Annotated in this window: 5 protein-coding genes; all 5 read right to left on the bottom strand. The window is 74.5% G+C overall.

The annotated features are described in order from the left end of the window. Positions 1-18: 18 nt before the first annotated feature. Complete coding sequence (locus ATM99_RS15590) at positions 19-2,250, bottom strand: glycoside hydrolase domain-containing protein (RefSeq protein WP_062103770.1); 2,232 nt, start codon at positions 2,248-2,250, stop codon at positions 19-21. A 253-nt stretch (positions 2,251-2,503) separates the two neighbouring features. Continuing rightward, on the bottom strand, positions 2,504-2,902 hold the full coding sequence (locus ATM99_RS15585; RefSeq protein ID WP_062103769.1) for a type II toxin-antitoxin system VapC family toxin: 399 nt from the start codon (positions 2,900-2,902) through the stop codon (positions 2,504-2,506). After that, positions 2,899-3,132 (bottom strand): hypothetical protein, encoded by a 234-nt coding sequence (locus ATM99_RS15580; protein ID WP_046529510.1) that lies wholly within the window; start codon positions 3,130-3,132, stop codon positions 2,899-2,901. The genes ATM99_RS15585 and ATM99_RS15580 overlap by 4 nt, the downstream gene beginning before the upstream one ends. A 257-nt stretch (positions 3,133-3,389) precedes the next feature. Next, complete coding sequence (locus ATM99_RS15575) at positions 3,390-4,046, bottom strand: NAD(P)H-binding protein (RefSeq protein WP_062103768.1); 657 nt, start codon at positions 4,044-4,046, stop codon at positions 3,390-3,392. Beyond that, positions 4,046-4,936 carry an SDR family oxidoreductase gene (locus tag ATM99_RS15570; protein WP_062103767.1) on the bottom strand — a complete coding sequence of 297 codons (891 nt, stop codon included), beginning with the start codon at positions 4,934-4,936 and terminating at the stop codon, positions 4,046-4,048. Before ATM99_RS15570 ends, ATM99_RS15575 begins: the two co-directional genes overlap by 1 nt. Between the last annotated feature and the right edge of the window lie 54 nt (positions 4,937-4,990).

Genomic DNA, 4,990 nt, shown 5'->3' with positions numbered 1-4,990 from the left:
GCTCTCGCGGTCAGGGGGTCACGGGCGGGCCAGGCGGGGGAGCGGGACGTCGACCTGCGGCGCCCGCGCGCTGGGTGGTCGGTGCTGCGTGCCCCAGCCCGACGGCTCCGGGCCGAGCCCGATGAGCAGCCGACCGCCCGCGTGCAGCTCGCCGCCCGTGAGGAACGGCCGGTCGAGCGGCACGCCGTCGAGGTGCACCGACTGCACGTGCTGCACCGGCCCGCCGGGCTCGGGCTCGACGAACCCCGTCGTCTCGACGGTCAGCCCGCGTCCGCCGATGTCGAGCCGGGACTCGCGCCACGCGGGCGCGTTCAGCAGGAACAGGTTCTGCCCCGCGACGGGGAACAGCCCGAGCGTCGCCCACACGTACCAGGACGACAGGCCGCCGGAGTCGTCGTTGCCGGGCAGGCCGCCGCGGCCCGTGCCGAATTGCTGGTGCACGACGTCGTGCACGACCTGCGCCGTGCGGTCGGGGCGCCCCGCGTACATGTACGCCCAGGGCGCCTCCATGTCGGGCTCGTTGTTGAGGCCCTCGAACCGGTCGAGCGCGTACCCGGCGGCCATCTCGTCGACGTCCGGCAGCAGGCCGGGCTGCTTCACGGGGTCGGCGCCGAAGCCGAAGAACCGGTCGAGCATCGCGACGAACGCGTCGTCGCCGCCCGCGAACCCGATGCGCGAGGCCATGTCGTGCAGCAGCCGGAACGAGTAGTTCCACCGCCCGCCCTCGTAGTACGTCGAGTCGTGCAGCAGGCCCGTCGCCGGGTCGAACGCGTTGGCCCAGCGTGCCGCGAGCGGCCCGAACTGCTCGACGAGCGTGAGGTCCCCGACGCGCCCTGCGACGATCGCGGAGCACCAGTAGCCGAACGCGAGGTCGAGCGTGTGGCTGATGGGGTGCGTGCGCCCGTGCAGCAGGAACTCCTCGCCGTACGTGCGGCGCAGGTCGTCGTGCATGTGCACCAGGGCCCAGTCCCAGTCGACGCCCGGCAGGCCCAGCGCGCACAGGTCCGCGAGGAACGTGTGCGCGAGCGCCGACCCCTGCCGGCTGAACCGGTCCGCGCCGCGCGCCATGCGGTAGCCGATGGGCAGGTTGCCCTCCTCCTCGGCGATGTGCAGCAGCGCGTTCGCGAGCTCGACCGCGCGGTCCGGCGCGAGCGTCGTCATGAGCGGCAGGTGCGTGCGGTAGATGTCCCACATGGTCGACAGGTCGAACGCGAACGGGCCGGGCGTCGGCCAGAACGGGGACTCGTCGACCGCGAGGCACGGCTTGATCAGCGAGTGGTACAGCGCGGTGCCCAGCACGGTCGCGCGGTCCGACGACGGCGTGTCCACCTGCACCTTGCCGAGGTGCTCGCGCCACACGGCCTGCGTGGTCGCGCGCCGCCGCTCGAACGACGACGGGCCCGGTCCGCACTCGTGCTCGAGCGTGCGCGCGGCCTGCTCGACGCCCCGCAGCGAGAACCCGAACCGCAGCTCGACGACCTGCCCGGACTCCGTCGGCCCGGCCCACATCAGCCCGAACGGCCGCAGCGTCGTGGGTCGGATGCGGTCGAAGTCGAGGCGTGTGCCGCCGGGCATGAGCCGCCGGTCGTACCAGAGCATCTGCCGCCAGTGCGGGGCGTCGCACTCGACCCGCACCGCGAGCGGCGCCCCCTCGACGACGACCTCGCCCTCGGCGCACCCGGGCGCGACGGACCCGAGGTGCGCGCGCAGCGGGATGGTCCGGCCGTACGGGATGTCGAGCCCGCCGAGCGAGAAGTCGATGACGAGCCGCGCGTCGTGGTGCGCGGGGAACGTGTACCGGTGCACGGCCGACTTGGGGCCGACCGTGATCTCGGCGCGGATGCCCGACGCGAGCGTCGCGGCGTAGTACCCGGGTTGCGCGACCTCGTCGACGATCTCCCACGCCTGCCCGAGGTCGTCCAGGGGCGACAGCATGGGGGTCACGCGGAAGTAGTTGTAGTACTTGCGGATCGCACCCGTGCCGGACTGCTGGAAGTGCGTGAACCCGCTGGCCACGAGCCGGTCGTGCAGCACGGGCGGGCGGCCCTCGGTCGACAGGTCGTACCGCCCGTACCCCGTGGGGTACGCGCCCGAGTACGCGCACGCCGAGACCATGCCGAACGGGTACGTCGCGCCCGGGTGCGTGTTGCCGACCTGCGGCTTGGGCCACCACCACGTCGCCGCGAGGCCCGACGGTGCGGGCAGGTCGGTCGCGTCCGTGCCGATGAACGGGTCGACGTGGTCGAACATGCGGCCCTCCTCGCGACGTGCGCCCTGACTCGACCTGCGGGTGCGGCCCGAGGGGTCGGGTCCGGGCCCAGCGTGACGCGTCGGGACCGCCGTGTCCACGGGTGCGGACGGAGCCGTGCGTGCACGTGCCGTGCGCCGGTCCCGGGCTCCCGCCCGGCCGGTCCCGCGACGGTACGAGCGCGGTGTGTCACGCGTGTTGCCGGGAGGTCACGGTCGGGGCGTGCGGGCGTGCAGGCCCGGGCCGCGGCCGCGCTCAGACCGTGACGACGGTGCAGCCGACGCCGGGTGCGGCTGCCAGGCGGTGGTCGCCGGTGAGCAGCGGTGCGTCGAGGTGCTCGGCGAGCGCGACGTACGCGGCGTCGTACGCCGACAGGTTGTGGGCGAGCCGCCACACGCGGTCCTGGAGAGGGGCGAGGGCCCACAGCTCGACGGGCAGCTCGTCCCACGTAAAGACCGCGAGGTCGGCCTGGCGGGTGGTGAGGTGGCCCGAGGCGCGTCGGCGGCGCAGCACGTTCAGCACCTCGTACCCCAGGAGGTCGGGGGCGACGAGCCGCGCGTCGCGCGCGTGCCGGGCGGCCTGCTCGCCACGCGTGCCCGGGTCGAGCAGCACGGCGAGCACGGCGGAGGCGTCGACGACGAGCGGGCCGGTCACCGTCGGCCGGCGTCGAGGTCGTCCAGCACGTCCTGCGCGGTGAGGTCGGGGTAGGAGCGGGCGCGGCCTCGCGCGGTCGCGAGGGCGTCGGCCGCGGACGGCCGCGACGCGAGCTCCGTGAGGGTCGCGCGCAGGTACTCCTGCAGCGAGCGGCCGCTGCGTGCGGCGCGCGCGGCGAGCTCGTCGCGCACGTCGTCGGGCACGTCGCGGACCGTCAGGGAGACGCTCATGCTGCCAGGTTACGTCCTCTCGCAGCATTCTGCATGCACGGATGCCGCGATGCATGCACTGGCCTGCACCGGCTCCGGTGGCCCCGGCTCCCGTGGACCCATCCCACCCTGAACCGCTCGATACCGTGTCGACGGACACGGTCACGGCTCGACGGACAGGTGCGTGCCCGTGTCCGTCAAGCCGCGAGGCTGTCCGTCGACGAGTGGGGACCCCGGCGCGAGGCGGAGCGGGCGGCGGGCTCACCCCCGGCGCGCCGTCAGGCCGTGGCGCGGGCGAGGGCGTCGGCGACCGGGGTGTCGCCGCCGACGAGCTCCCACTGGTGGCCGGTCGTCGCGTCGTCGGCCAGCACGGCCGCGACCACCGCCGCGACGTCGGCCCGCGGCACCTCGCCGCGCTCGGTGCGGTCCGCGATCGTCACGCGCCCGGTGCCCGGGTCGTCAGTCAGCGCACCGGGCCGCAGGATCGTCCACGCGAGGGCGGTGCCACGCAGCGCCGCGTCGGCGTCGCGCTTGGCGGCCACGTACGCGGCCCACACCTCGCCCGCGTCGTCGCCCACGGGCTCGTCGACGCCCATCGCAGACACCTGCACGAAGCGCCGCACGCCCGCGCGGCGCGCACCCTCCTGGGACTTCAGCGAACCCTCCAGGTCGACCGTGCGCTTGCGCTCGACCTGGCCGTCGGCGCCCGCACCGGCCGCGAACACCACCGCGTCGGCACCGGCCATGACCTGCGCGAACGCGTCGGCGTCGGACGCCTCGAGGTCGAGCAGCGCGGGCTGCGTGCCCAGCGCCGCGAGCTCGTCGGCGTGCTCCTGCCGACGCACGAGCGGCACGACGACGTCGCCGCGCGCGACCAGCAGCGGCGCCAGCAGCCGCGCGATCTTGCCGTGCCCGCCCACCACGACGACGCGCATCAGGACCGCCCGCCGGTCACGAGGATCCGGTCGCCCGTGACATAGCTCGACTCCTGCGACGCGAGGAAGACGTACGCGGGCGCGAGCTCGGCGGGCTGGCCCGCGCGACCCAGCGGCGTGTCGGCGCCGAAGTCCTCGACCTTGTCGGCGTTCATCGTCGCGGGGATCAGCGGCGTCCAGATGGGCCCCGGGCACACGGCGTTGACGCGGATCCCGTCCTCGGCGAGCTGCGCCGCGAGGCCCTTCGTGAAGTTGACGATCGCGGCCTTGGTCGACGCGTAGTCGAGCAGTCCGGGGCTCGGGTCGAACGCCTGGATCGACGACGTGTTGACGATCGTCGCGCCCGCCGACAGGTGCGGCAGCGCGGCCTGCGTGATCCAGAACATCGCGTACACGTTGGTCTTGAGGACGCGGTCGAGCTGCTCGGTCGTGATGTCCGCGAGGCCGCCCGTCTGGGCCATCTGGTAGGCCGCGTTGTTGACGAGCACGTCGAGCCCGCCGAGCTCGTCGACGACCCGCCCGGGCAGCGAGCGCGCGAGCGCCTCGTCGCGGATGTCGCCGGGCAGCAGCAGCCCGCGGCGGCCCGCCTGCTCGATCCAGCGCAGCGTCTCGCGCGCGTCGTCCTCCTCCTCCGGGAGGTAGGAGATCGCGACGTCGGCGCCCTCACGAGCGAACGCGATCGCGACCGCGCGGCCGATGCCGGAGTCGCCGCCGGTGATGAGCGCGCGCCGGCCCTCGAGGCGGCCGGAGCCGACGTACGACTCCTCGCCGTGGTCGGGCTCCTTGCGCATGTCGTCGGTGTGCCCTGGGTGCGGGATCTGCTCGGCGGTCTGCGTGTCGGGGTCGGGGTGCTGGGTGGTCGGGTCCTGGGGTGTCGTCTGGTCGGCCATGCTCCATCGTCGGCCGGGCGCTGCGACGAGGCATCTCGGGGGCGCGGACCGGGC

Origin of the sequence: Cellulomonas sp. B6, from assembly GCF_001462455.1 — a bacterium.
GTDB lineage: Bacteria > Actinomycetota > Actinomycetes > Actinomycetales > Cellulomonadaceae > Cellulomonas.
Note: the sequence above shows the minus strand (reverse complement) of the source record. Positions and strands in the feature narration are given on the sequence as shown.

Excerpts from the sequence above, each read along its gene's own strand:
- ATM99_RS15570 (WP_062103767.1), bottom strand. The coding sequence starts at position 4,936 with ATGGCCGACCAGACGACACCCCAGGACCCGACCACCCAGCACCCCGAC.
- ATM99_RS15580 (WP_046529510.1), bottom strand. The coding sequence starts at position 3,132 with ATGAGCGTCTCCCTGACGGTCCGCGACGTGCCCGACGACGTGCGCGAC.
- ATM99_RS15590 (WP_062103770.1), bottom strand. The coding sequence starts at position 2,250 with ATGTTCGACCACGTCGACCCGTTCATCGGCACGGACGCGACCGACCTG.
- ATM99_RS15575 (WP_062103768.1), bottom strand. The coding sequence starts at position 4,046 with ATGCGCGTCGTCGTGGTGGGCGGGCACGGCAAGATCGCGCGGCTGCTG.